22 protein-coding genes are annotated in these 22,345 nt (G+C 35.6%); 12 read left to right on the top strand and 10 right to left on the bottom strand.

Annotated features, from left to right (window positions below; translation table 11 throughout):
- Positions 1-71: 71 nt before the first annotated feature.
- Positions 72-830: an SDR family NAD(P)-dependent oxidoreductase gene (locus FTRAC_RS10825; protein WP_013454293.1), complete on the top strand. Its 759-nt coding sequence runs from the start codon at positions 72-74 to the stop codon at positions 828-830.
- 38 nt (positions 831-868) lie between these two features.
- On the opposite strand, the gene FTRAC_RS10820 is transcribed toward FTRAC_RS10825, so the two are convergent.
- From FTRAC_RS10820 to FTRAC_RS19795, 6 genes are all read right to left on the bottom strand, one after another.
- Positions 869-1,624: a LytR/AlgR family response regulator transcription factor gene (locus FTRAC_RS10820; protein WP_013454292.1), complete on the bottom strand. Its 756-nt coding sequence runs from the start codon at positions 1,622-1,624 to the stop codon at positions 869-871.
- Positions 1,621-2,280, bottom strand: coding sequence for a DUF2306 domain-containing protein (locus FTRAC_RS10815; protein WP_013454291.1), 660 nt, complete (start codon positions 2,278-2,280; stop codon positions 1,621-1,623). The genes FTRAC_RS10820 and FTRAC_RS10815 overlap by 4 nt, the downstream gene beginning before the upstream one ends.
- A gap of 2 nt (positions 2,281-2,282) precedes the next feature.
- Positions 2,283-3,284: a sensor histidine kinase gene (locus FTRAC_RS10810; protein ID WP_013454290.1), complete on the bottom strand. Its 1,002-nt coding sequence runs from the start codon at positions 3,282-3,284 to the stop codon at positions 2,283-2,285.
- 8 nt (positions 3,285-3,292) lie between these two features.
- Positions 3,293-3,457, bottom strand: a complete 165-nt coding sequence (locus tag FTRAC_RS19800) for a hypothetical protein (RefSeq protein WP_013454289.1) — start codon at positions 3,455-3,457, stop codon at positions 3,293-3,295.
- A 185-nt stretch (positions 3,458-3,642) separates the two neighbouring features.
- The gene (locus FTRAC_RS10805; protein ID WP_185094395.1) at positions 3,643-6,027 is read right to left on the bottom strand and encodes a TonB-dependent receptor; all 2,385 of its coding nucleotides are present in this window, start codon (positions 6,025-6,027) and stop codon (positions 3,643-3,645) included.
- A gap of 35 nt (positions 6,028-6,062) precedes the next feature.
- The gene (locus tag FTRAC_RS19795) at positions 6,063-6,209 is read right to left on the bottom strand and encodes a hypothetical protein (RefSeq protein WP_185094394.1); all 147 of its coding nucleotides are present in this window, start codon (positions 6,207-6,209) and stop codon (positions 6,063-6,065) included.
- Positions 6,210-6,263: 54 nt separating this feature from the next.
- Here FTRAC_RS19795 and FTRAC_RS10800 point away from each other — a divergent pair, with 54 nt between their 5' ends.
- Genes FTRAC_RS10800 through FTRAC_RS10785 form a run of 4 tightly spaced genes read left to right on the top strand, consistent with a single transcriptional unit; the run spans position 6,264 to position 11,395 of the window.
- Complete coding sequence (locus FTRAC_RS10800; protein ID WP_013454287.1) at positions 6,264-8,294, top strand: cation:proton antiporter domain-containing protein; 2,031 nt, start codon at positions 6,264-6,266, stop codon at positions 8,292-8,294.
- Between the two features lie 41 nt (positions 8,295-8,335).
- Positions 8,336-9,544: a diaminopimelate decarboxylase gene (gene lysA / locus FTRAC_RS10795; RefSeq protein WP_013454286.1), complete on the top strand. Its 1,209-nt coding sequence runs from the start codon at positions 8,336-8,338 to the stop codon at positions 9,542-9,544.
- Entirely contained in the window at positions 9,537-10,331 is a 795-nt protein-coding gene (locus FTRAC_RS10790) for a hypothetical protein (RefSeq protein WP_148230071.1), read from the top strand. Before lysA ends, FTRAC_RS10790 begins: the two co-directional genes overlap by 8 nt.
- Entirely contained in the window at positions 10,328-11,395 is a 1,068-nt protein-coding gene (locus FTRAC_RS10785) for a S41 family peptidase (protein ID WP_013454284.1), read from the top strand. Before FTRAC_RS10790 ends, FTRAC_RS10785 begins: the two co-directional genes overlap by 4 nt.
- A 477-nt stretch (positions 11,396-11,872) precedes the next feature.
- Here FTRAC_RS10785 and FTRAC_RS10780 read toward each other — a convergent pair whose 3' ends face one another.
- Positions 11,873-13,651: a chloride channel protein gene (locus tag FTRAC_RS10780; RefSeq protein ID WP_013454283.1), complete on the bottom strand. Its 1,779-nt coding sequence runs from the start codon at positions 13,649-13,651 to the stop codon at positions 11,873-11,875.
- Positions 13,652-13,920: 269 nt separating this feature from the next.
- On the opposite strand from FTRAC_RS10780, the gene FTRAC_RS10775 reads away from it, so the two are divergent.
- On the top strand, positions 13,921-14,148 hold the full coding sequence (locus tag FTRAC_RS10775; protein WP_013454282.1) for a hypothetical protein: 228 nt from the start codon (positions 13,921-13,923) through the stop codon (positions 14,146-14,148).
- Positions 14,149-14,239: 91 nt separating this feature from the next.
- Here FTRAC_RS10775 and FTRAC_RS10770 read toward each other — a convergent pair whose 3' ends face one another.
- Positions 14,240-14,872, bottom strand: coding sequence for a peroxiredoxin (locus FTRAC_RS10770; protein ID WP_013454281.1), 633 nt, complete (start codon positions 14,870-14,872; stop codon positions 14,240-14,242).
- Between the two features lie 103 nt (positions 14,873-14,975).
- Positions 14,976-15,905 (bottom strand): App1 family protein, encoded by a 930-nt coding sequence (locus FTRAC_RS10765; protein ID WP_013454280.1) that lies wholly within the window; start codon positions 15,903-15,905, stop codon positions 14,976-14,978.
- 104 nt (positions 15,906-16,009) lie between these two features.
- Between FTRAC_RS10765 and FTRAC_RS10760 the strand changes: the two genes are divergently transcribed.
- Positions 16,010-16,894, top strand: a complete 885-nt coding sequence (locus FTRAC_RS10760) for a diacylglycerol/lipid kinase family protein (RefSeq protein WP_013454279.1) — start codon at positions 16,010-16,012, stop codon at positions 16,892-16,894.
- A gap of 127 nt (positions 16,895-17,021) precedes the next feature.
- Here FTRAC_RS10760 and FTRAC_RS10755 read toward each other — a convergent pair whose 3' ends face one another.
- Entirely contained in the window at positions 17,022-17,573 is a 552-nt protein-coding gene (locus tag FTRAC_RS10755; RefSeq protein ID WP_013454277.1) for a hypothetical protein, read from the bottom strand.
- Between the two features lie 112 nt (positions 17,574-17,685).
- On the opposite strand from FTRAC_RS10755, the gene FTRAC_RS10750 reads away from it, so the two are divergent.
- The 5 genes from FTRAC_RS10750 to FTRAC_RS10730 all read left to right on the top strand — a co-directional run bounded on the left by FTRAC_RS10750 (position 17,686) and on the right by FTRAC_RS10730 (position 22,264).
- On the top strand, positions 17,686-18,741 hold the full coding sequence (locus FTRAC_RS10750) for an acyltransferase family protein (RefSeq protein WP_013454276.1): 1,056 nt from the start codon (positions 17,686-17,688) through the stop codon (positions 18,739-18,741).
- A 5-nt stretch (positions 18,742-18,746) separates the two neighbouring features.
- Positions 18,747-18,926, top strand: coding sequence for a CPXCG motif-containing cysteine-rich protein (locus FTRAC_RS10745; protein WP_013454275.1), 180 nt, complete (start codon positions 18,747-18,749; stop codon positions 18,924-18,926).
- A 128-nt stretch (positions 18,927-19,054) separates the two neighbouring features.
- Positions 19,055-19,819, top strand: a complete 765-nt coding sequence (locus FTRAC_RS10740; RefSeq protein WP_013454274.1) for an SDR family NAD(P)-dependent oxidoreductase — start codon at positions 19,055-19,057, stop codon at positions 19,817-19,819.
- On the top strand, positions 19,809-20,399 hold the full coding sequence (locus tag FTRAC_RS10735) for a DNA-3-methyladenine glycosylase I (protein WP_013454273.1): 591 nt from the start codon (positions 19,809-19,811) through the stop codon (positions 20,397-20,399). Before FTRAC_RS10740 ends, FTRAC_RS10735 begins: the two co-directional genes overlap by 11 nt.
- A gap of 53 nt (positions 20,400-20,452) precedes the next feature.
- A complete protein-coding gene (locus tag FTRAC_RS10730) occupies positions 20,453-22,264 on the top strand; it encodes a MutS-related protein (RefSeq protein WP_013454272.1) in 1,812 nt (603 codons plus the stop codon).
- Positions 22,265-22,345: the final 81 nt, after the last annotated feature.

The following is a 22,345-nucleotide window of genomic DNA, read 5'->3' as shown; positions in this document are numbered from 1 at the left end:
CAAATGTAACTAAGCTCACCAACTCCATTGCTATCCTAACGTTTTGATTATTAGAACCTAACTCAATAGACATGAAAAACAAACGAGTAGTAATTACTGGAGGTAGTGGGGCAATTGGTAAGGCACTTGCTAAAGCTTTATTAGGCCAAGGAGCCAAAGTTTTGATTACCGACCTCAAGGATGAGGATTTACAAACAGCTAAATCTGAATTAGCTTCAGAGCAACTTTTTACCTTTAGAGCTGATGTAACTAAAGAAACTGAAGTCGCAAAATATGTTCAATATGCTGTAGACAAGATGGGAGGCATAGATGTTTTCTATAATAATGCAGGAATTGAAGGAAAGGTATCGCCACTAGATGATTATCCTTTAGACGTCTTTGATCAATTAGTAAATGTCAATATTAAAGGTGTTTATTATGGATTAAGACATGTATTTCCAGTTATGAAGAAAAATAAAGATGGCGGAAGTATTATCATCACCTCTTCAGTAGCGGGATTAATGGGAACACCCAATGTTTTACCTTATGTAACTAGCAAACATGCAGTAATTGGCATGATGAAATCTGCTGCTTTGGAAGGAGCTCCACATAAAATCAGGGTGAATACTGTAAACCCATCTCCAGTCGATAATAGAATGATGCGTTCTTTGGAAGAAGGCTTTGCACCCGGTGCAGGAGCAGAAGCTAAAAAAGGATTTGAGCAAAGCATCCCTTTGCAGCGCTATGCTACAAACGAGGATGTAGCAAAACTGATGTTGTTTTTAGGAGGTGATGATAGTAGCTTTATTACAGGAACAGTTAATCCTGTTGACGGGGGAATGACTGCATAACTTGGAAAGCTATTTTGCTTGAAATGACAAAATAGCTTTCATTTACCTAACCATTCTTTAAAACCACCGCATTTCTCTGTGCTGACTATACATTCCTTCTCACATTCTGGAAGTAAATCGATTTTGATGCGACTTCGAGAATAGGTGTGCATTTGTTTAATTGAATTGATTCCTATCATGAATGTTCGGTTGACTCGAAAAAATTCCATGGGGTCAAGAGAATGTTCTAAGTGATCCAAAGTGTCATTTGTAACATATTTATGACCAGAATGACTAACCAGAAACACCATTTTATTGTCTGCATAAAAATATGCTGTTTCCTCTGCTTTTATTGATTTGATCTGGCTTCCGTAAGAAACTAAAAACCGCTGCTTGAAGGCTGGTTTGTTTTCTTTAAAGGCAGACAGAAATTTTTCCACATTTACTTTCTCTTCCTTCTCAGTGATGTTTTTTAACTTATCCAAAGCTTTCAATAAATCAGTTTCGGCTATAGGCTTTAAAAGATAATCAATGCTATTAACCTTAAATGCCTTAAGGGCATATTCGTCATAGGCAGTAGTGAAAATGATAGGTGCTTTTATTTCAATCTTATCAAAAATATTAAAGCTACTGCCATCTGAAAGGTGAATATCTAAAAACACTAATTCTACATCATGCTCATTTTGAAAAAAATCCACTGCTTCCTCAATGCTCCCCATCACTTTTACTATCTTCAAACCAGGTTGAATTCTAGCAAGCATTTTTTGAAGCTTTTGAGCGGCTAATTTTTCATCTTCAATAATTACTGCATTCATCTCTTTGCTCTTAATTTTCTTTGCCACATAGAAATCAATGGCGTAATCAAAATGGTCGGAAGCAACCAATACACAAATGTTGGAATTTCCAAAGGTATTTTAGCTGCGTTCACTGCCAAAAATGCGGTTGAAGCCGCAATAAAGCCTCCGGACATACGAGAAATATGGGCTTTAAGCCAAAATTTTGGTGATTTTATCCTTCCTTTATAATTTAAAATATCCTCACGCACACTTCCAAATCCCACAAAAGCAAAAACAATTGGGACGATCCCAAAAGAATTATTCTGGTCTTTTAACAGAATAACGCCAAGCATGATAAAAGCTATTCCCATTAAAAACATTCCTATTGTCAATAGCCAATCTATCATTTTTGGTTTTTGAGAGTTGCCTAACATCTTTAAATAAATATAGCGGTTGCCTGTACCCACGAGGTATATCGTAAAGATTCCTACCACAAACAAAAAATAATTGATTTTGATACTGGCCATGATTAGTGCAATAATCGAAGAAGTCATCATCCCGCCCACAAAGAATTTACCTACAATTCGGTGCGTTTTGCCTCCCTTTTTCATACTCATATTGAGCAGGCCACTTAACAAACCTGCAAACCCTGCTGCAATATGAATAACCAACAATATGTCATAAATCCTTTCCATTTTTAATTCCCCGTACTTAGGGTTTGAAGTTTAATTTCTGCTATGAAATGCCCATTATCTTTATAAAATTTTGGCGCTTCACCGTTGAGTAGTTTAAATCTTTGTTCGATATTATATAAGCCCGTTTTCGTTGAAGGGTAATCCTCACTTCGTTGCTGTAAATTATTCACTACTTTTAGTATGCCCTTTTCCAACTTCAATTCAATCTTGAGTGGATTATTCTCATTAATAGTATTATGCTTTATACAATTCTCCACTAAATTTTGAAGGATTAAGGGTGGAATAAATAAGTCATCTAATTCGGTTTTAATACTGTTTTCAAAGTATAAATTATCATCGAATCGGATTTTCTGTAGATAAATATAAGAATCCACGAAGTCGATTTCATTTTTAAGCGGCACAAAACTTTTTTCCCTTACTTCCAGCACATATCTATATATTTTGGAAAACTCCTGCACAAACAATTCTGCTTTCTCAGGATTGACCGAAATCAAAGATGATAGCGTATTTAAACTATTGAATAGAAAATGCGGATTGACTTGATTTTTAAGACTCTCATACTGCAATCGAGCTTCTACTTTCTTCAATCTTTCACTTTCTAAAAGTGCCTCTTTCCAAAGTTGGAAATAGCAAATCGTTTCGTAAATGATGGATATGATCACGGTAATCCCCAATCCAAGTGCCAGGTTGAATAGGTGATACTTCGCTGAATAGGGCACAAATCCTAAAAAGTGTAGTAAAACAACCAAAAAGCTAGCAACGGCAATTGTGTACAAAAAAGACCAGGTTATTTGGGTAGATATCCTCTTTTTGGTGTCTTTCAATGCAGGAAATTTTGTTCTTACCCAACTTACTATATGATAATTGCCTTCCCAATAGGCAAAAGTAAAGAGAAGGGTGATGACAAATACTGTCCAAAAAGAGCCTTTGGGATTAGTGGCTGTTAAGACAGTCGCTAATCCCAGCATCATTAAATATCGATCGTATGGCTCCCTAATTTTCATTTTCAACCTTAATTAATGGCTTTATAAATTGTATTTCCTGCTTCTATGCCCATTGTAAAAATGAATAGTCCTAATAGCAGTATAATGATTATCTTAAAAATTGCTACTTCTAATTTGCTTAGATTATTCCATTTCTTTCTCATGATTCCTTCCAAATTTTGGATTTTTGACATAATTTGATTTTTTTTATTAAAGATATTTTTTCTGCTAACGATGTTCTTAAAAAGCACTCTGCCAAAATTAACACCCCCCTTCGCCCCCCTCAAGGGGGGAGTCACACGGATTTACTTCTAATTTTAATCTGTGAGGACTATCCCCTCGAGGGGATTATAGGGGTGTTTTAGTGCTGAACATCTTGTTAAAAAGTTAACCTATATTGCGGAATTGGGTAGATTCCTAATTGGTTATTTCTTACTATTTCTTCCGTTACAGGATTATAGATTCTTCTGAATAGATTTTGCGTATTGAATACATTTTGAATATCCAGCGCCCATTCATGGGTCAATTGTTTACTATTCATTCTGAAACTAATTTTAAAATCAGTTCTGAAATAGTCCGGATTTTTCATCGAATAGGCATTTTTAGTATCATAAACAGCCTCTTTTGCTTGTCTTGAAGCTGCTAAATCAATAGGCGTTACATATTGTCCGCCTGCATAAGTACTTTTAATATCCAATGCCAACACCCGGTTCTTAGAACCCAATTCAAATTCTCTTCCAAATAATCCATTGAATACGTACTCACTATTAAAGGCTGTATTTCTCCATTCCTCATCACTTCCTTGATATTTTGACTCAAAAATTGATGCGGTAACTAAGAAATAGTAATTATTACTAAAGCTTTTTTCCAAGGTCAATTCTAACCCATAATTGTGACCTATTCCAGTATTGACTAAGCTATCCACATCAGGAACGCCAAAATCTGCTCCTGCATTTAGCATTGAAAAAGAACTGCTATTTCTTTCCACTGCCACGTCATAGAGATGCTGATAATAAGCTTCCGTTCTCAATTTGAAATTCTTATTAAACTGATGATTGAAGCCTGCAACAAAATGATGTGATTTTGTGAAATCTAAATTTTCATTTGTTCTGATTTTATCTCCGTTCCTTTCCGATTCAAGGAAATAAATCGGCATCGCTTGAAGTTGACTATGTAAACCATAACCCAGTTTCAAGCTATTGCGGTTGTTCATTTGATAGTTCACCCCTAATCGTGGCTCCAGTTGTTGAGCGCCATTAAAAGCAAAATATTGATAGTGTAATCCGGCTGTTGCTTCCAGTTTTTCGCTTAGCCTTAACTGCCATTGAAAAAATCCTTGAGCTAGTCCCGAAACACCTTGTTCATCTCTCAGTTCTCTGAAATCATCGCTCGCGGCTCTATAAATACTATCTTGTAAGTTGAAAGATAAAACATCATAGTTGAAACCTGCCACGTAGTTGTTTTTTGCATTAATCTTCTGATGAAAATGATACTGCGCTCTGTATTTGGTCAATCCATAATTACTTCTGTAAAACGGCTGCGGATTTCTATTCTCAGTACTTAATGAATCCACAATATTGCCAGTATAAGTGTAGTCAGCAGAAAGGCTGATGATTCCGTATGCATCTTCATTATAATATTGCGTATTGGAAAGTCCTACTACTCCCATTTTAGCAGAATTATATATATTTTGAGATACTTCAGAATACAAATCAGTTTCTGTAGAGTCGGTTTCCGATCCTAGCAAATCAATATTACTTTTACCTGCGATAGCGAACAAGCTAAATTTTCCCAGTTTTTCGGTTGGCACATCTACTTTGGCAGAAAAATCCTGATAAAATGGGACTGCATTTCCAGTTCCGGGCGATAAACCAACATCATCCATCAAAGCTAAGGTGGAATATCTGTAATTTAATAAATAAGATGCTCCGCCTTCTTTTCCGATGGGGCCTTCTGTTCCCAATTCGAAGCCGTTAAAACCTACCTGAAAAATATGTTCTCGCTTAAATGAATTACCTTTTCTCATTTTCAAGTCAAATACACCAGCCGTGGCATTTCCATATTCCGCTGGAAATGCACTAGTCATAAAATCACTTTTCGCTAAAAGGTTATTATTAAGAATACTGACAGGTCCGCCTGTAGTTCCCAAAGCACCAAAGTGATTGGGATTAGGAATGTCGATTCCTTCTAATCTCCACAGAACACCACTTGGAGAATTTCCCCTGATGATGATATCGTTTCTAGAATCATTGGCTCCGCTAACACCCGCAAAGTTTTGCGCCATCCGCGCAGGGTCATTTCTTGCCCCTGCATAACGGTTGGTTTCCTCCATATCAAATCCTCTGGCACTTACTAAAGCCAAATCGTTAGAAGCATTCTGAGGGTTTTGCTTAGCCTTAACCGTTACTTCTGACAATTGCTCAATGCTTTCTTGCAATTCTAAATCTAATACAACTTCCTTTCCGCTGGTAACTTGCAGCTGATTGATAAAAATGCTTTCATATCCGATGTAGGATACTTTTAGGCTAATTCTCCCAATAGCAATATCTTTAAGCAAAAATTGACCATTTACATTTGTGGTGGTACCAATCAGTGGATCACTATCAATAATTTTGATACTAGCGCCCGGTAGCGGGGATTGAGTCACCTTATCGACAATGGTTCCCCTTACATTTTGCGAAAGTTCTGCTTCTGTATTTTCATCTTGACCAAATCCAATGAATATGGTCATGGATAATATCGTGGTGATAATTATTTTTCTCATAGCTCGCATAATTTCTGTTGATTTATGTTAGCAAATTAAAGGCGAGTATTCTTTCTTAAATAAAAATACTGACTCAAGACGATGATTTTCATGATGAATCCGTAAAAATCATAACTGAATTTTTCTCCACCGTATTTATCATGGAGGATAAAAGACAAATAATTTATAATTGAGTTGGGCATTCAACTGAAAAGTTTAGTATATATGATTATTTTTGAGGTTAAATTAAAGATCCTATGATTTTAGCTGCCAGTGTAGATATTCCTATTTTAAGTGACATCGTAGTCATTTTAGGACTTTCTATTTTTGTAATTCTTCTCTTCCGAAAACTAAAAGTGCCGCCAATCATCGGGTTCTTAATCACGGGTATAATAGCTGGGCCTTATGGCTTCCAGTTGATTGATGCCACGGAAGGCGTAAAAGTATTTGCAGAAATAGGTGTAATCCTCTTGTTATTTATTATTGGAATTGAGTTTTCTATCAAAAGCTTAATCTCCATCAAACGTGCCGTATTCATAGGCGGAACAGTGCAAGTGGTGGGTACTATTTTGCTGGTAATGCTTATTGCACTCAATACAGGATTTGATTTGAGTGCCGCTATTTTTCTTGGCTTTCTTTTCTCACTGAGTAGTACGGCTATTGTACTCAAAATCATTCAAGATAAAGGAGAAACTACTACTCCACATGGGAAAACCATTTTGGCTATATTGATTTTCCAGGATATCATAGTAGTCCCAATGATGTTATTTACTCCCCTTTTGGCTGGGGAATCTCAAAACATCTGGATGGAAATCCTCATGATGGTGCTAAAGGCAGCATTACTAATTGCATTCGTTTTAGTAAGTGCAAGATATATCGTGCCATGGCTGTTTTATCAAATTGCTAAAACCAGAAGTAAGGAGCTGTTCATACTCGTAATCGTATTAATCTGTTTTTCCATAGCATGGCTGAGTTCTGCTTTAGGACTATCTCTTGCACTCGGTGCCTTCTTAGCTGGACTTATTGTATCTGAATCAGAATATAGTCACCAGGCAGCAAGCAATATCTTACCTTTTCATGAGCTATTCACCTCCTTCTTTTTTGTGTCAATAGGGATGCTTTTGGATATCTTTTTTGTAGCAGATCATTTCCTCATCATAATTGGATTGATGGTAGCTACCGTAATTGGAAAGTCATTAATTGCTACACTCGCTGGAGCTTTTTTAGGGTATCCAGGGAGAACTTCCTACAGAATTGGCTTTTCAATCTTTCAAGTAGGTGAATTTGCATTCATTTTATCCACAGTAGGAATTACATATGCTGTAATTTCAGATTTGACCTATCAATATTTCTTATCAGTTTCACTTTTCACCATGGGAATTACTCCCTTTATGATGAGTATTTCTCCAAAATTGGCAGATAAGTTAGCCGCTAGTAGATTGGCTTCTGCAATTGGTAATAAGACACAAAGAATGTTCTTCTCTTTTCCCGAAGCCCCTGAAGAAGGTGCTGAAATACCAGAGGAAGAGCTAGATAAACATATTGTGATTATAGGATTTGGACTGAATGGTCAGAACGTGGCTAAAGCAGCTAAAAGTGCAGGCATTCCTTATGTCATTTGTGAAATGAATCCTGATACGATCAAAAAATATAAAGCATTGGGAGAACCGATTCACTACGGAGATGCTATTCAGCCTGAAGTTTTAAAAGGTCTTGGCGTTTATAAAGCAAAAGTAGTGGTTATTGCTATTTCAGATCCCCTGGCAACTAAGAGAATTGTCACTCAAATCAGAACGATTAGCAATACTATTCATATAATAGTGAGAACTAGATTCATAGCTGAAACCGAAGAGAATCTTCGCTTAGGAGCAGATGAAGTTATACCAGAGGAATTTGAAACTTCGGTTGAAATTTTCACCAGGGTGTTGAATCAATATTTTATCCCCCAGAAAAAAATCAAAGAGTTTGTCCGTAATGTACGAGCAGATAATTATGAAATGCTCAGAGGTGTTCTCAAAAGGAGTCCAATGCAAAAACTGACGGAGGAATTTCCAAATTTAACGACCGCTTGCTATGAAATTGAAAAAGACCACAATGAAATCACCGATAAACCGATAGCAGAAACTAACATTCGCCATAAATTCGGTGTTACAGTGATAGGTTTGAAAAGAGAGGGTGATTTAACTACCCAAATTGGACCGGAAACCACTCCAAAAAAAGGAGATACCATTTTTGTATTTGGTAAACCCGAAGATTTGGAACAATTTTACGATAAAATCAGCATTTGAAAGAGTTACTTTAGAATCAATTATATACTAAATTTCATTCAGTGGAGAATACAGTTTTAACATCACTTGCCAAAAAATACGGCACCCCTTTATATGTTTATGATGCAGACAAAATTGCATCTCAAATTAAGAGACTTAATGATGCCTTTTCAGGTATTAATTTAAAGCTTAAATATGCTACCAAGGCCTTAAGTAATGTTTCTGTGTTGAAATGGATGAAGAAACATGGTACTGGATTAGATGTTGTTTCTATTCAAGAGGCTTATTTGGGACTAAAAGCTGGTTTCGAGCCTAAAGATATATTGTACACACCTAATTGTGTTTCCATAGATGAAATTATAGAGGCTGTGGATTTAGGATTGATGATTAACATCGACAATATTTCCATTTTAGAGCAATTTGGTCATCGATACCACGATACAGTTCCGGTTTGCATTCGGTTGAACCCTCATATCATGGCAGGTGGAAATTCTAAAATCTCTACTGGTCACATTGATTCAAAATTTGGTATCTCCATATTGCAAATGCGTCATTTGTTGAGAGTTATTGAAAACTACAATATCAATGTTGTGGGATTACACATTCATACAGGTTCTGACATTTTAGATTCTGAAGTTTTTTTAAGAGGCACAGAAATTATTTTTGAAGCAGCTGAAGATTTCCCTAATATAGATTTCATAGATTTTGGTAGTGGCTTTAAAGTAGCCTATAAAGAAGGCGATGTCACTACAGACATAGAAGAACTTGGGAAAGAAGTAAGCAAGAGGTTTAAGGCATTCTGCAAAAGTAGAGGAAAAGATCTAGAACTATGGTTCGAACCAGGGAAGTTTCTGGTTTCAGAAGCAGGATATTTTCTATCTAAAGTAAATGTGATAAAAACCACACCTGCTACTGTCTTTGTTGGGTTAGATACAGGAATGAACCATTTATTGCGCCCCATGATGTATGATGCTTACCATCATATCGAAAACATCTCAAATCCATCGGATACACAGCGGGTTTATACGGTAGTGGGCTATATTTGTGAAACCGATACTTTTGGAACAGACAGAAGACTATCAGAAGTTAAACAAGGCGATATAATAGCCATCAAAAATGCTGGTGCTTATGGCTTTTCAATGGCTTCTAACTATAATTCTCGATATAGACCGGCAGAAGTTTTAGTACATGAGGGTAAAGACCAACTCGTTCGGAAAAGAGAGTCTTTAGATGACCTATTAAGAAACCAAGTAATTGTTGACTTTGAATAAACTATACATAATCTCCCTCGCCTTTGCTACTTTCGTTTTTTGCCATCCAAGTTTGGGGCAGGTAAAACAAACGCATTTTATAACAGGGATTGGAGGGAGTTATGTCAATGTGATTGATGAAGGCATTTCCCCTCTACTTTATAAAGGCATTGGAGGAAATGTGATTTTGGGGCATTTTCAAGAAAAAGAAAATAGTATAAATACCTCTTCTGCAAAGTTTGATTTCAATAATCCTTCCAGCAGCATTAGCAATGCTGAAATGTATACCTATCGATTAGAAGGACATTATCAGCGATACTGGAAATTGTCAGATGACGCCAATAAAAGTTGGAAAATAAGGTCAGGATTGGATCTTTCAGCCAAATGGGCTCTAAGGCAACATCTTAGTTTTACGAACAACAGCCAACATATTGAAACCCGATTTTCTGTGGCTCCTGCCCTTATGCTGGCAAGACCATTTGAACTTTGGGATAGAAATTTTGAATTGGGTTTATTCTATAGTGTTCCCCTGCTTACGTATGCAACACGCCCATTATTTGCTTCTACTCGTTTTCCAGCCTCTGTCAATAAAGAGGAAATCGGATTTTTTGATTATGTGCGTGACGGGGAAATCATAAGTTTTGGCAATTATTTTAAATGGTCTACTCAATATTATTTGTATTATCCTTTTAAAAATGGAAATGGCTTAAGGTTGGATTATTTGTGGAGTTATGAAAGCTATAAAGCACAGAACCCTATCAAGACTGGGGAACATTCAATCATGATTAGTACATTCTTTAAAATATGAAACAAAAACATATTCTCATATTACTGATCATATCTCTAGGTTTTTCTTCTTGTGAAAGACTTTTTATGAAAGAGGAAACAGAACCAGAGAATGCCGTGATTTTTGATCATTTATGGGAAACTGTAGATGAAAAATACTCCTTTTTCATAGATAAGAGTATTGATTGGGATTCCGCCAGAGATGTTTTTAGACCAAAAGCCGTAAAAGCAAGGAATAGCATAGAGCTATTTAATGTGCTGGCTGACATGTTGTTTATACTGAAAGACGGGCATGTCAATATATCAGCAGGAATTGACTTATCAAGAAATTGGGATTGGTTTTTAAAGTATCCTTCGAATTTTAATTTTGATGTGATTGAAAGAAACTATTTAGTACCAAGTAAAGATTATCAAATATCGGGTCCGATCCATAATACTATCATCGACTCGGTTGGTTATATGTATTATGAAAGCTTTTCTGATAATGTAAGTACCTCCTTAATGGATTATTTAGTATTTAAATTTTTAATCAATGAGCGGGAAGGAAGTTTTGAACTCAATAGTTTAAAAGGACCGGTGGCAGGCTTAATAATTGATGTGAGAAATAATGGCGGTGGCAGTATCAGTAATGCCTTTACAATAGCCAATCGATTTGCAGATGAAAAAATAAAAGTTGCCGATTGGTTTTATAAAATAGGTCCAGAACATGACGAATTTTCCCAAGCGGAAGAAAAGTTCCTTGAATTTGAAGGTGATGAGGAGTATAAATTTGATAAGCCAATTGTAGTTTTGGTGAATAGAAGCAGTTATAGTTCGGCAAATTTCTTTGCTAGTATGATGAGCTTCTTACCAAATGTCACAATTATGGGTGACCAAACTGGTGGTGGTGGCGGTCTACCTATCAACAATGAACTACCAAATGGTTGGCGATACAGGTTTTCTTCTACTCGAACTTTAGATGCAAATGGAAACAACATTGAATTTGGTGTAAAACCTGAAATAGCAGTAGAATTAGATTCCGCTGACTTGGCTGGAGGAAAAGACAGAATGATTGAAGAAGCAATTAATTTTATTAAAGATCAATAATTGTACTTTTCTAATAAGGTGGTGTTCTAGTCTAAACCATTTTCCGATGTTAATTCAACTTGAATTTTAGTATTTACAATTCATGCAAAAGTTAACTTAAAGTAAACATTTAATTCATACTGATAAAAATGGGGTAATCTTAACTTAAGTATTTTTACTTAGGCGTGTTTTGTTTAATTATTTCGCACTTTAATAGAACATGTTACCATGCTTATAAAACCTTACATTAGAAGGAGCAACCAGCCAGTATATTTAACAAAAAAAAGATTCAAGTTATCAAAGAATAATTTATCCACAATATGAGTAAGTTATCCACATTTATCCACATCTATAATATAAATGGTTGATGGTCAGTATTTTAAAATATTTATAGCGTATTGTAAAATGTGGACAAGGATCAGAAAGCCAACTACTTAGCATAAAACCAAGCATATAACAACTACCGAAGTAATAGATGTAATATTTTATAAATTTAGCTTATTCGATCTGCTGCCTGATCAGTTTTTTGCGATAGGCATTGAATATTCTAGACTTGGAAACAAATCCTTCATATTTACCCTCTTCTAGCACTGGCAAGTTCCATGCTCCAGTTTTTTCAAACTTCATCATGACAGAGCGCATGTTTTCTTTGCCAGTAACGAAGGTTGGCGGACTGTGCATCAGTGTGTTTACAATAATATTTTTTCGGGATTCCTCATCAAACATGATCTCTCGAATATCATCCAAGGTCACTATCCCCATCAATTCACGTTCTTGATTTACAACAGGAAAAATATTACGTTTTGAGAACCTAACCAAGTCGACCAGCTCTCCTAGGGTAGCATCAGGATCAATTGTTAGTAAATCTGTTTCTATTACTTTTTTCAAGTCTATTAAACTTAATACTTGTCGATCTTTATCATGATAAATCAAATCTCCCTTCTCCACCAATGGCTTAGTGTAGATAGAGAACTTTTCAAAATAAGATATAGTGCTATAAGAAATGGCTGATACGATCATTAAAGGAACAAAAAGGGTATAACCACTGGTGATCTCTGCTATTAAGAAAATAGCGGTGAGCGGTGCATGCAAAACTCCGCTCATAACACCACTCATCCCGACCAGAGTAAAATTACTAAGGCTAATAGGAGCCGTAATTCCCGTCTTATTGATCAAATATGCAAATAAGAATCCTGTAACGCCACCTAAAAACAAAGAAGGAGCGAAGATTCCACCACTACCGCCAGAACCTATAGTTAAAGCAGTTGCTACAGGTTTTACTAGTATAATACCTGCAGCAAAGAGCACTATTAAAAAGAATGACTCAATATCATCAAAAAACAAGCTGTTATTTAAGATGTCTTGTGCATTTCCCTCCAGTAATTTGGTAATCGTATCATAGCCCTCTCCATATAAAGGCGGTAACAGGAATATTAAAAAGCCTAAGGATACACCACCTAAAATTGCTCGGTTTAAATCACCTTTCACATTTTTTATCATTCCTTCTACTTTTCCGACAACTCTAGTAAAATACAAAGCAACCAAGCCTGTAAAAATTCCTAAGAAAATGTAGAAAGGAGTGTCGGAAGCAATAAATTCATCCGTTAGGTTAAAAGAAAAAAGGACATCATCTCCTAGTAGAGTCAAGGAAACCAATGCTCCACATACTGAGGCTATCAAAAGTGGAATGAAAGAACTTATGGTGACTTCCGCTAATATTACTTCAATACTAAAAATCACACCTGCTATGGGCGAATTAAATATAGCTGAAATTGCACCAGCTGATCCACATCCAATTAGTAATGTTCTCTGTTTATAATTTAGGTGAACTAGTCGTCCTATATTTGAACCAATGGCTGAACCAGTCACCACAATAGGTGCCTCTAGCCCAACTGATCCGCCAAAACCAACAGTAAGCGTACTGGTAAGCATTCTCGAAAAAGTTTTAGTGCGCTTCACAATACTTGACTTTTTGGAAATGGAATACAAAATATCAGTTATACCGTGCCCCAATTTTTCCTTTAAAATATATTTAGATAGAAGGAGTGTAAGTACAATGCCAATGAGTGGATAACTGAGATATAAGTAATTCCCAAATTCCTGCTGAAAGTCTCGAGTTAAAAAATTTTGAAGCACATGTACGCTTTCCTTAAGCGTTACAGCAGCCAAGCCAGCTATAATGCCAATAATCCCACTAGTAATGATTACAAAATTAGTGGTGCTGACATGCTTAACACGCCAAATAAGAAACTTAAGCAAGAGGCCTTTAAATTTCATAAATGCAAAGGTAAATAATTATGAAGCTATACAAGCTTTAAATAAATGTAATTTAATACATAAAGCAAGGGAGGGCGATAGGTGGCTTTTCAACTGATTTATAATGAATTTTTGCACTTCAATGAAGTTCACTTTCTTCCTCTTTTAATTTTATAGTTTTCTTACTCATCCTAAAATTCACCCTGTTAATCGATAAATAAATTAGAAATCACAACCTTTTGGCACACATCTTGGTCTTTAGTGTATAGTTTTACAAAAACTTTTAAGTTATGGATAGGTATAGAATAAATTTTGTTTGTAATAAGTTACCTGACCAGAAAACTGGATTAAGTGGTTTTAAATTAGGTGAGAATTACGAAGGAAGAGCTTATAACGGATTATTTGAAATAAATGCAAAATGGGGCTCAGGAACTGAAAGCAAATTAATTTCAAAATCTCTATTTGAAGAGTACTTCGAATTAGTTCAAGAAAATCAATACGTTAAAAATTCTGCCTGAAGGATTATATAACTATCCGTTTGGAGGCAGTTTTTAATATTGTACATAAAAAAACCGAAGTGTAAACTTCGGTTTTTTTATGTACAACTCTTTATTCTGGCTGGGGCGTAGTTCTTAAATATGGTTTAATTATGGTATGACCTTTTGGAAATTTGGCTGCTATTTCTTCATCTTTTACTGCAGGAGTAATGATAACATCTTCACCAAACTTCCAATCAGCAGGAGTTGCCACTTGATGCTTTGCAGTTAACTGCAACGAATCGATCACTCTTAAAATCTCAGCAAAATTCCTTCCTGTACTGGCCGGATAAGTGATACTTGCTTTTATTTTTTTATCTGGCCCGATGAAAAACACGGAACGAACGGTAGCAGTCGCTGAGGCATTTTCATGAATCATATCATAAAGATTGGCGACTACTCTATTTTCATCTCCTATAATTGGAAATTCTACGGTCGTATTTTGAGTTTCATTTACATCCTTTTTCCACTCATTATGTGATTTTACATCATCCACACTAACCACAGCCACTTTCGTATTACGTTTTGCAAACTCATCTTTTAATTGTGCTGTCCTTCCAATTTCTGTAGTACAAACAGGTGTAAAATCTGCTGGGTGAGAATATAATATCCCCCAGCTATCACCTAACCATTCATGAAAATCAATTTTTCCTTCTGTAGTATCCGCTTGAAAATTCGGTGCGGTATCTCCTATTCTAAGTCCCATAAGTTTTAAATTTGGTTTGTTAAATTATAGGAATATAACGCTTTGTTTAGGGATGTGTTTGCCTAAATGTATCTTAATGTAACATTAGCTACCATACTGATAATCAATCCTTAACTAGACCGACTTTCTTAGCATGTGCTACTGCCTCTTCGGTGTTTTCTATAAGCAACAAAGGCACTCCTTTTTCCTTAAATTCCTGAGTGGTTTTTTCATCAAAATCATCCTTCTTTCCAATTTTACGGATGTAAACTGCTAAAATTCTATTCGGAAATTCGTGCAATGCTTGTCTATAAATTTCGGTATCTCTTTGCCCGCTGTCTCCAATCAATATGAATTTAAGATTGGGTAAGAGTGTCATTAGTCTTTTAATTTTATCTTGCTTATGTTGGTGACTACCTCCTCCTGTAAAAAGCAAATCTCGCAATCCAGATTTATACTCTTGTAAAAGAAAGGGACCTTTCGGAATATTTCTAACTTTGAAAAAATCCTGTAGGAATTCATATAGATTCCATTCACTGCTACTTACATAGAAAAAAGGGTTTTCTGCGCCTTTTAATTTTTTATAAAATTCAGCTACGCCTTCAAAAGGTAGCCTTGTCTTAGCATTTTTAGTCATGATGAGACGAAATTTCTTGAAAAGCTGAGTGGCATGGGATACTAAGATGGTATCATCTATATCTGAAATTGTGCCAAATTCAGCTTTATCTCCAATAATCAAAAACTCACCCTGAACTCGACATATTTCTTCATTCTCATCATTTATACTGAATGTCACCTGATGCCAACCAGCTCTAAAAGCCTGTTTAGGTTCAATCCATGCGCTGAAATAGCCGTAATCATCCGTTTGAGTTGTGAATTTTTCTTCTCCTAAAGTAATAAGTACTTTCATTTCAGGAATTGGAGAGCTTAAATAACGCGATAACATGATTCTGAAATTCTTTCTTCTCTTATCGGTAGCTTTAGAATAAAATTCAGGCCTGTTTTCAAGCACTCCGCCTTTAAGGTAAATCAGATTTTGATTTCCATAGCCCATAAAAGGAACAATTTTAGGTGGAGAAATAATACCTAATAGTCGCTTTAAATAAAGGGCAAATCGTATATTTAGCGTACGTAGAATAATTTCTAATTTTTATTTTTATGCAACCCAAAAAGCTTCTTTTCATCATCAACCCTAAGTCAGGTAATAATGATAAATCCACTTTGGAAAAGCAAATCTCTAGAGTCTGTGATAAAAATAAGAAGGAATATGCTCTTTTCTATACCACAGGCGAAAATGATAAGGAAAAAATAGAAGAAAAACAGGATGAATATCAAGCGGATACGCTGGTAGCCTGCGGTGGAGACGGAACTGTAAATATGATTGCACAGCTTTTGTTAAATTCTCCAGCACAATTGGGGATTATACCTTTAGGCTCAGCCAATGGATTGGCCTATGAATTGGATATAGAAGAGGATGTTGAAGAAAGCTTAGAATTACTGATGATAGGAAATTCGATTTCAATGGATGTAATTCAAATTAATGATGAATTCATCTGTCTTCATTTAAGTGATCTGGGTTTTAACGCTAAAATGATTAAAGATTTTGAAGAAAGTGGTGAAAGAGGAATGCTCTCATATGCCAAATCATTTTTTGGATCTTTGATGGAGAAAAAGACTAACGAATTTAGAATTGAATTTAACGGCTCAGAAAAAACGGTAAAGGCGGAAATGATCGTGATGGCAAATGCTTCCAGTTATGGTACCGGTGCTGTGATTAATCCTGAAAGCAAATTAGATGATGGCACTTTTGAGCTAGTTATTTTCAAACCTATTCCGCTAAAAGATTTACTTTCCTTAACCTTAGAATCCTTTTTAGGAGATATTAAAAGTTCTCCCTACGTTGAAATTTATAAAGTTGAAAAAGCGAAGATTTACTGTAAGGAAGCAGAATTATTGCAGATTGATGGTGAGCTTAAAGGCGTAAATCAAGAAATTAAAGCCGAGATTCTTCAAGGAGCACTCAGGGTAATTTCACAGAAATGAAAAATAGAAAGTTCGAAAAAGAAAAAGCCCCATTCAGAAAGGGCTTTGTTGCTATCTTGGTATTAGCCATTGCAATTTTTGGCTTATATAATATTGTACTTGAATTTCTTAAATATATGGGAATCCTTTAGTAATCTGTTACCAATTCCTCCACCTCATTTAATTTTTTCATTGAGGATCGGCCTGCTGTTGCATAAATGATTTCGCCTTTTTTATTCACCACAAAAAAGTAAGGTTGGTCTTTCTCTGTCATGTTCAGCTGATCTTCATAGTCTCCCATTTTACCACTATAAACTATCACGTGCGGGTGTAATTTTTCATCAACATCTTTCTGCATTTTTCTTAAAGCTGATCCCGAGGCACCTCTTTTTAAACCCGTAAACATTGGAATAAAGACCACGTTTACATCAGGCTTCATCTCAGGAATTAATGCATTAGGATCTGCTTCTCTAATAAATCTTTCCCATACTGGCTGAAACCAGGTTTTTAAATCATCTTCTGCTTTTTTACTGAATGCAATACCAATCAGAGTCATCTTATCTTGAGTGGCAGATGGAACAGTAATTTCATCATCTGTCAAACTGGTTCCCGTCATTTCAGGAAAAGAATCTCCAACTTGAGCGTTTGATATGTTAATTACAATAAATAAGGCTGCGAGTGTTAAGCTTAATCTTTTCATACAATTCGAAACGTTGGTTATTGATTTCTGTTTTATTCAAAACTACAAAATTCAAACACATAGCCCATAGTACTTTTTGATAATATGCTTTTAGTCCTAAATTGCTGCAAGAATGCAAAAATCAGAAAACAAAATATTCTTCCCCGCATTAGCAGGAATTAGAATTATAGCAGCATGGATGATATTTTTACATCATATTGCTGGAGAAGTAGAAATCGGTCGGCTAAGCAGTATTTTTAAAGAATTCCATGTGGGTATATTCTTTACTATTAGTGGTTTCTTAACCTACATCCTTTATTTTGATAAGTATAATAATAGTGAGTTCTCATTTAAAAAATTTATTCAAAAGCGCCTAGCAAGACTTCTGCCACTATATTGGATTCTCTTATTGATCGCTGCTATTTGGCAATGGGAATCCATAAAATCTTTTATCCTGTCGTTCCTTCTTCTACAAAGCTATTTTGAAGATTTTAAATTTGCTTACGTTGGGCAAGCATGGACTATACCCGTCCAATTGATGTTCTACCTTACTGTGCCAATGTTTTTCTTTTGCATTAAGAAATATAACTACTGGTTTTTGTTTTGGCCATTATCGGTTTTGCTTTTAGGTTTAGGCTTAATGTTTTCCTTTTCCACTATCTCATTTCATGGATTTCTAGCAAACTTTGATTTCCTAATGATTTATACCTTTTTCGGGCGAGTATTTGAGTTTACAATTGGGACTCTGGTAGCTAAATTATGGTATAATAGAATGTCCGAAAGAATTCTCAAATTCAAACCAACTTTTGCTGGCGCTCTCATTTATCTAATTATGCTAATTATCATTTCAAATTTTCAAGATGCTGAAAATACTTATGGGATAGCTCATCCTATTGGATTAATGTTAAACCACATTCTTCTTCCTTTTTCAATAGGATTATTTTTAATAGGGCTTTGCGCTGAAAGAACTTATTTCTCCAAATTCTTATCCACACCATTCATGATTCTTTTGGGCAATTCAGCCTATGCATTTTATCTTATTCATGTTGGCTATTTTTCGGAGTTTGTATATTTTCAAATCTCCAGTAATTTACTCATTCGATTTATCTGTTTAAATATTTTAGCAGTATTGATTTATAGATTTTTGGAGCTACCTATACAAAGAGCACTTTTATCATTTAGAAAATAAAACCTATGCTGGAACATTTCTTTCATTGTCCACATTGCTTTCAGGAAATCAGTATGCTGATTGATTTAAGTGTTTCAAACCAATCTTATGTTGAAGACTGTGAAGTCTGCTGCAATCCATTACAAATAAGTTTAGAAATTGAAGAAGGTGAGATTGCGTATTTCGAGGCAAATCCTGCTCAATGATTTTAGTTTTAAACTCACTATTTACAAACGGTCTGAATCCTAAATTAATATTCGAATTCAGGTTTTAAGACTTCAATAGAATTTAATTTTTACTAAATTGAAATGAAATAAACCTACTCCCTAAAATTATGAAAATCGATTGTTCACATCAGCATATATTAGTAACAGGCGGGACCAGAGGAATTGGTGCGGCAATTACCAGAACCTTAATAGAGTGTGGAGCTACTGTTGTTGCGCATTACAATAGAAATGAAGAGTGTGCTCAGAAGCTAAAAAAGGAATTAGGTTCTAGCATCCATCTCATTAAAGCAGATTTATCAGGAGCTATGGAAGTAGCCCGATTATTTAGCGAAACTTTAGAATATTTTAATGGAAGATTAGATGGCATAGTGAATAATGCAGGAATCGCACTATCATCCGATATTCATAAAAATGCTGTAGAATGGACAGACGATTGGTTGAAAACCATGGATGTAAATGTTAATGCAGTTGGTCTATTGTGTAAAAGAAGTGTAGTACAATTTCAAAAACAAGAAAGTGGTGGTAGGATAGTTAACATTTCTTCTAGAGCAGCTTTTAGAGGCGATACTGCAGATTATTTGGCTTATGCCACTTCCAAAGGGGCAATAGTGTCCTTAACCAAATCCATTGCTAGAGCTTTTGGAAAACAAAATATAAAAGCCTTTACCGTTGCCCCAGGTTTTGTCAGAACGGATATGGCGCAACAATTTATAGATCAATATGGGGAAGGATTTGCATTGGATGATATTGCGCTTACAAAATTAACTGAGCCGGAAGATGTCTCCCCCACTATTGCCATGCTGATGTCTGGCCTCATGGATCACGCCACTGGAACTACTATTGATATTAATGCTGGAAGTTATGTTCACTGATATTTCAAAAGAAAAGGAAAGGTGCCCATGGTGCTTGGGTTTTGAGCAATACATTCAATATCATGATGAAGAATGGGGAGTCCCTGTTCATGATGACGAAAAACACTTCGAATTTTTAGTTTTGGAAAGTGCTCAGGCAGGCCTAAGCTGGGCTACTGTTTTAAAGAAAAGAGAAAATTACAGAAAACTCTTTGCCAATTTTGACGCTAAAAAAGTGGCTGAATTTGATCAAGATAAAATTGATGAATTACTACAAAATCCCGGTATCATCCGAAATAAATTAAAAGTAAATGCTGCAGTCATCAATGCTCAGAAATTTTTGGAAGTACAGAAAGAGTTTGGGAGCTTTGATAAATACATTTGGTCATTCGTCAATCATAAACCCATCATCAACCAACTAAAATCTATGAAAGATGCACCTGCCACTTCCCCCGAATCAGATGCTTTAAGCAAAGACCTAAAGAAAAGAGGTTTTAAATTTGTTGGTAGCACCATAATGTATGCCCATATGCAAGCTTGTGGCTTAGTTAATGATCACTTAACTTCTTGTTTTAGATATAAAGAAGTAAAGGAATACTAAGATTTAATGCCATTCATGCCCTACCTTTACGGTTTAAAGTAAAAGCCATTAAAATGACTATAGCTGATAAATCTGAATTCTACAGCAAGAAAATAAACCTATTTAAAAATGAAGTTGAAAAATACCGAAAGCTTACCAATCGATTCGGGACTTTTCGTGTTTTCTATTTTTTAGCCACCATTGTTTTGTCTGTTTATTTCATCAATGAAAGAGATGGATTCGCTACTTCTTTAGTGCTTATTCCTTTTCCTTTAGTATTCGGATGGCTGGTCAATAGACATAAATCGAAGAAAAGATTATTGGAGCTTGGTCGAAACAGAATCTTGATTTTAAATGAAGAAATTGATCGACTATATTTAAAATTGGATAGTCTTCCAAGAGGTGCTCGATTTAATGAAACTTTGCACGAATACGCACCAGATATGGATATTTTTGGTAGACATTCTGTATTTTCATTGGTCAATAGAAGTGCTTTAACTTTTGGTCAGGAAAGCTTAGCGAATTGGTTTAAAAATCCAGCTAAGAAGGAGGAAATCTTAGAAAGACAGGAAGCAGTAGAAGAAATTAAGCATGAATTCGAGTGGCGGTTAGAGTGGTGGGCAGAAAGCCGTTTGAAAGAAGGAAAGGGTGAAGAAGAGGACCTAAAAGGTCTTTTTAACTTTTTCTCCAGATCAGAAGAGGAAAAAATTAAACCGGTGTTCAAATTCATCCCATTTATAGCTATTGCTCAATTGTTAATTTTTTTCCTTTTATCACTGACTGGCTTTTTACCTTGGTCATTTGTAGGCTTAGGCTTTCTTATCAACATATTGCTATTAATCCCCATTCAGAAAACCATTATGCGGCTTCAGTCTGAAACGGAACAGATTGCAGTTCATTTGGAACAGCATAAAAACCTCTTCAAGATGGCAGAGGAAAAGAAAGTGGAAGCAAAGTTGTTTAAGAGATTACAGAATCATTTTCAAAATCCTAATGCTTCTCAGAAAATCAATACATTATCCAAAATCCTTAATTGGATGCATTCTAGAGCAGGTATGATGTATTGGGTCATTAATCCATTTCTGCTGATTGACTATTGGGTGCTCAATAATGTAGTGAACTGGAAAAATCAATACGGAAAATCAATTCAAGGATGGTTTACTGCCATTGGCGATTGGGAAGCCATCATGAGCATGGCTGATTTTGCTTTTGCTCATGAAAGCTATAAAAATGCTACTATCTCTGACTCCAAGTGTGAATTAAGAGCTCAAGACCTAGGACATCCGCTTTTGCCTCATGATCAAAGGGTTTGCAACGATTTCAACATGACAGGACCAGGTGCAGTTACGCTAATTACTGGTGCGAATATGAGTGGAAAAAGTACATTTGAGCGCTCTCTTGGTGTAAATATGATTTTGGCTCAGATGGGGGCTGTATGCTGCGTTGAAAGTTTTGAATTAAGCCCTTTACAATTATTTACCAGCATGCGAACTCAAGATAATCTGGAAGAAAATACTTCTTCTTTCTATGCCGAGCTGAAGAGATTAAAACAATTAGTGGATATGACAAAAGTACCGCAAGAGCGTCCCATTTTCTATCTACTAGATGAAATTTTAAAAGGAACCAATTCTGAAGACAGAAACATTGGCGCTGAAAGTTTAATCAGGCAATTGATGAAAACAAATAGTATGGGCTTAATTTCTACACATGATTTGTCGCTCGCCAAATTGGAAAATGAGTTAGATAATTTCCAAAATTATAGTTTCAACAGTGATGTAAGCGGACAGGAAATATTATTTGATTACAAATTGCATAATGCTCCATGCCATACTTTTAATGCCGTGCCGTTGATGAGGAAAATGGGGATTGAGATTATAGCCCCCTAGCCCGCCAGCTGGCGGGGAATTTTTCTCACGGATTTACATCTGTTGAAAACCTAAGACACTATCACTATTTTCCTCTATGAT

This window comes from Marivirga tractuosa DSM 4126 (assembly GCF_000183425.1).
GTDB lineage: Bacteria > Bacteroidota > Bacteroidia > Cytophagales > Cyclobacteriaceae > Marivirga > Marivirga tractuosa.
This window is presented reverse-complemented; position numbering and strand designations above follow the sequence as displayed.